The sequence below is a fragment of the Porphyromonas uenonis 60-3 genome (assembly GCF_000174775.1).
GTDB lineage: Bacteria > Bacteroidota > Bacteroidia > Bacteroidales > Porphyromonadaceae > Porphyromonas > Porphyromonas uenonis_A.
Window position 1 is genome coordinate 1 of record NZ_ACLR01000231.1, and the last position, 1,151, is coordinate 1,151.

The window sequence follows — 1,151 nt, forward strand, 5'->3', positions numbered from 1 at the left end:
AGGCTACGGCGTTTTATTATTTGTTCTTTTTCTCGTTGTGCTTGTGCCATCTGGCGGATAGCTAACTCAATGTTACCACCGAGTTGTGCAGCTAGTCGCTGGACGGCTACTTTTTCGGTCGCTTCGGTTGTATAGGCGAAGTACTCTTCTAAGCTTACTTCTGTAGCATAGACAGCACTCACCATACCCCCTAAACCGAACCACACCTCCTTGTAAAGGCGGTTGGGGTCGTTGTTCTGATTGATGGAGAGGATTTGCTCCTTCTCCTTATTGGTCAAGCCTAACGCTTCTTGGATTGCGTCAAACTTGTTCATGTACTTACGCTGGTCAAGTAGTATCTTACAGTCGGAGTTGTTGATGATACTCTCTCGCACCACGGGGGAGCGCAAAATATCGTCAGGGTCTTGTGTCACCACGACTGCCTCTCCAAAGTGCTTACGCACGGTCTTGTAGAGGTACTTGATGAACTCAGCCATATTAGCACTGGAGATAGCTTTCCAAGCCTCCTCAATCACTATCATTTTGCGCTCGTCCTTCAGGCGACGCATCTTGTTGATAAAGGATTCCATGATGATAATGGTCACCACGGGGAAGAGGATCTTGTTATCCTTGATAGCGTCAATCTCAAAGACCACGAACCGCTTGCTGAGCAGGTCGATGTTGTCTGTTGAGTTGAGCAGGTAGTCGTACTCGCCACCTCGATAGTAGTGCTTGAGTGTGGTCAAGAGGTTGTCGATGTTGAAGTCCTCCCTTGTTACCTTTATCTCCCTACTGAGTAGCTCTTGACGATACTCGTCAAGCATAAACTCATAGTAGGTGTTGAAGCTGGGAACGATAGAGCGATCCGCAGTAATCTTATTGATATAGGCTCCAATGGAGGCGAATAACTCGCTGACCTCTGTTTTGGTCACTTTCTCGTCTCCCGACTTCCACAAGGTGAGGATAAGGGTCGCCAAACTCTCTTTCTTTTCTATATCGAAGACATAGTCGTCGGTATAGAAGGGGTTGAAAGCGATGGGGTTCTCCTCTGTATAGGTGTAGTAAATACCATCCTCACCTTTGGTCTTGGCGTGGATAAACTGACACAAGCCCTCATAAGAGTTACCTGTATCAATCAGCAGTATGTGCGTTCCTGCTCATAGTACTGGCGT

General features: G+C 47.3%; 1 pseudogene. It reads right to left on the reverse strand.

From position 1 onward, the window contains the following. A pseudogene (locus PORUE0001_RS09305) lies at positions 1–1,151 on the reverse strand (TraG family conjugative transposon ATPase); the annotation flags it as partial.